3 protein-coding genes and 1 pseudogene are annotated in these 3,262 nt (G+C 59.7%); 1 reads left to right on the top strand and 3 read right to left on the bottom strand.

Features of this window, described 5'->3' with window-relative positions:
• The coding region (locus AC1DH9_RS25675; RefSeq protein ID WP_477809029.1) for an efflux transporter outer membrane subunit at window positions 1–654 on the top strand (654 nt) is incomplete at its 5' end.
• A 158-nt stretch (window positions 655–812) separates the two neighbouring features.
• Here AC1DH9_RS25675 and AC1DH9_RS25670 read toward each other — a convergent pair.
• From AC1DH9_RS25670 to AC1DH9_RS25660, 3 genes and pseudogenes are all read right to left on the bottom strand, one after another.
• Window positions 813–1,904: a methyl-accepting chemotaxis protein gene (locus tag AC1DH9_RS25670; protein WP_427540513.1), complete on the bottom strand. Its 1,092-nt coding sequence runs from the start codon at window positions 1,902–1,904 to the stop codon at window positions 813–815.
• 198 nt (window positions 1,905–2,102) lie between these two features.
• Window positions 2,103–2,378, bottom strand: a pseudogene (locus AC1DH9_RS25665) (PAS domain-containing protein); the annotation flags it as partial.
• Between the two features lie 243 nt (window positions 2,379–2,621).
• A partial coding sequence (locus tag AC1DH9_RS25660) for an IclR family transcriptional regulator (protein WP_477809028.1) occupies window positions 2,622–3,262 on the bottom strand: 641 nt, incomplete at its 5' end.

The raw sequence follows: 3,262 nt of genomic DNA, 5'->3' as shown, positions 1-3,262 counted from the left end.
CTGGTTGGCCAACCGGCCAGTGATTTCCATCTGGACGCAAACAGCCAGGCCCTGAATCTGCCATCGATACCCGGCGCGCTTCCGAGCACCTTGTTGCAACGGCGCCCGGACGTCGCAGCAGCCGAGCGAAGAGTCTTTGCCRCGAACGCCGGCATTGGTGTCGCCCGAGCGGCCTGGTACCCGGACTTCAGCCTGACGGGGCTGCTCGGAGGGCAAACCGCCGGCAGCGGCAATCTGCTGGCCGCCGGCAACCGCTATTGGGCGCTGGGGCCGTTGGTCAATCTGCCGATTTTCGACGGCGGTCGCCTGGATGCCAACGAGCGCCAGGCCAAGGCCGAGTTCGAAGAAGCGGCCGCCCATTACCGCAGTCAGGTGTTGCGAGCGGTACGCGAAGTCGAAGACAACCTCGCGCAAATGCGTGACCTGCAGCGCGAGGCTGAGGATGAGCAGGCCGCCGTCAACGCCGCGCAAACGACCCAGGCATTAGCCATGAACAGCTACGAAGCCGGGGCCGTGAATTATCTGGATGTGGTGACCGCACAAACCGCCGCTCTTCAGGCGCAGCGACGCTTGCAGGATCTACAGACCCGGCAATTGCAGGCGAGTGTCGGGTTGGTCGTGGCGCTGGGAGGGGGCTGGAACAACGCAGACTGAAACCGACCGGCAACCCATCACTCATCACCCTGTGAGAATCAATCCACGAAACTCCACCGCGCAATCCAAACGAACCTGCCCTGCGCGGCTTGTGCCACGCCAACCCCACCTGCTTCGGGATCAGCGTGGCACTGCTGCCATATACGCAGAGAATCAGGCTATCGATTGAACCGCTCGACCAGTGAGTACTGAGTAGCCGCTGTTTTAGTCAGTTCGTTGCTGAGCTCTGCCGAGTGATGGGCTTGCTCTGAGGTCTGATCGGCCAAATGCGCAATGGTGCTGATATTGCGGCTGATCTCCTCGGCAACGGCGGTTTGCTCTTCGGTAGCGGCCGCGATCTGAGTGGTCATGTCGGTGATATTGGCCACTGCTTCACTGATCCCCACCAACGCCCGGTCTGCCTCAAGCACCCACGCCACACCTTCTTCGGCCTGACGGTGACCGCTTTCCATCGCCTGCACAGCGTTATTGGAGGACGCCTGGAGCTTGGTGATCAGGCCATGGATCTGTGTCGTCGACTCGGACGTGCGCTGCGCCAACTGACGAACCTCGTCAGCCACCACGGCAAAGCCTCGTCCCATATCGCCAGCACGTGCAGCTTCGATCGCGGCATTCAAGGCCAGCAGATTCGTTTGATCGGCAATGCCCTTGATCACGTCGACGACTGTGCCGATTTCATTGCTGTCCTTGGCCAACTGCGCCACCGTTTGCCCGGTTTCACCGACCACGGCGGAAAGACGCTCGATGGCTTCGCGGGTGTCTCTGGCCACATCGCGTCCGCGCCCGGTCAGTTGGTTAGCCTCTTGGGTGGCGTCAGCGGTGCGCTGGACATGGCTCGCAACTTCCTGCGTGGTCGCCGCCATTTGATTGACCGCGGCGGACACCTGCTCGGTCTCGACACGCTGGCGATCAAGACCTTGTGAGCTATCGGACGCCAGAACGTTGGATCTTCCGGCAAGCCCGCTGAGTTGCTCTGCAGTGTCTTGAAGGCGCGTCAGGCAGGTCTTCAGGCGCGCGTCCTGACTGACAAAGGCCGTTGCCAATCGTGCTTGAGGCCCCCGCTCATCGCTGTACATCTGTGCAATGAGTTGATCGGACGTGGAAGGTTCAGCCATCTGCAACAGACGCAGCGTACTTTGCTTTTGCCAGCGGGACGTCATCAGCCCGAGCGGAACCGAAATGCCTGCCGCGACGACAAAAGCCAGCGTGGAATCGAGGAACATCCCTCCCACAGTGCCCGCCAGCCCCATCACCAGATACGGCAGGCATTCCTCGAGGACAGGTTGCCATTTGTCTCGAGTGGGAATGGCCGGTTTTCCCTGACTGATACGCTTGTAGAGGGCTTCGGCGCGGCGGATCTGTCCGGCGGTAGGTTTGACCCGGACCGACTCAAAACCAACCACCTGGCTGCCTTCAAAAATCGGTGTGACGTAAGCGTTGACCCAGTAGTGATCGCCATTCCTGGAGCGGTTCTTGACGATCCCCATCCAGGGATTGCCTTGCTTGAGAGCACCCCACATATGGGCAAAAACGGCGGGTGGCACATCAGGATGGCGAACGATGTTTTGAGGGGCGCCAATCAGATCGGCTCGGTCGAAACCACTGATCTCGACGAAGGCGTCATTGCAGTAAGTGATGACGCCTCGGGCATCTGTTGTCGAGATCAGTTTTTGTTGCGGTGCAAGCGCGATTTCACGTTGTGTAACGGGTTGGTTGTTTCTCATTCCTGCAGCTCCCTGTGTCCTGTAAACGTGCCATCGGCAGGCACCCGGAAAAGGTTAGCTGTGTTTTCTTAGAAATTCCTTTAATAACAATGAGTTGCATTATTCCAACTCGATTGTATTGGATCCAAAACAGCATGTCGCTCTATCGTTGAATACCCTGGATAAATAGCGTTTCGAACAGGCTGGAGACGTTCATGGACGACCTGAAAGCTCGCATCATTTCTATACACGCGAAATGAGATATCAGCCTTGCCCACCGAATATTTGCGAAGGCCGACGCAGGGTCGGATCGAACGGGTTGATCTTCGGCCCGATGGCCGCGGCCTCGCGCTTGAGCATTTCCACGACGGTAGGTAATCGGTCCGGCCCCAATCGGTCACTGATGGTCGCCACACTGAGTGCGGCCACGGCATGTCCGTCGCGGTTGAGTATGGGAACGGCGAGCCMTGCCATGCCTGGCAATGCACCCGTGTTGCGGGCGGCATAACCCAGACGACGGACATTTTCCACCTCCGAGCGCAGGAACACCTCGTCATACAGGTGGAAGTCCTTGAGCCTCGGCAGGTTGTAGCGGATCACTGTCTCGCGCTCGTCTTCGGGCAGGAACGCCAGAATCGCCAGACTGCCTTGCCCCACTCCCAAGGCCACCCGCCCACCAATATCGCCGGTAAAGGTGCGGATCGGATAAGGCCCTTCACTGCGGTCCAGACAGATGGCATCGAAGCCGCTGCGCGCCAGCAGAAATAGCGAATCCCCCAGCGAAGCACTGAGCCGCAGCATGCTCGGCCTGACCAGATCGCGCAGGTTGCCGGTGTTGCCGGCGCGGGCGGCCAAGGCAAAGAACTCCAGGCTCAGGCGGTAACGCTTGCTGCGCCCATCCTGCT

The sequence above is a fragment of the Pseudomonas sp. 05T35 genome (assembly GCF_056396605.1).
Note: the sequence above shows the minus strand (reverse complement) of the source record. Positions and strands in the feature narration are given on the sequence as shown.

What these genes read in the sequence shown, in the direction of transcription:
- AC1DH9_RS25670 (WP_427540513.1), bottom strand. Translation starts at nt 1,904, where the DNA reads ATGGGGCTGGCGGGCACTGTGGGAGGGATGTTCCTCGATTCCACGCTG.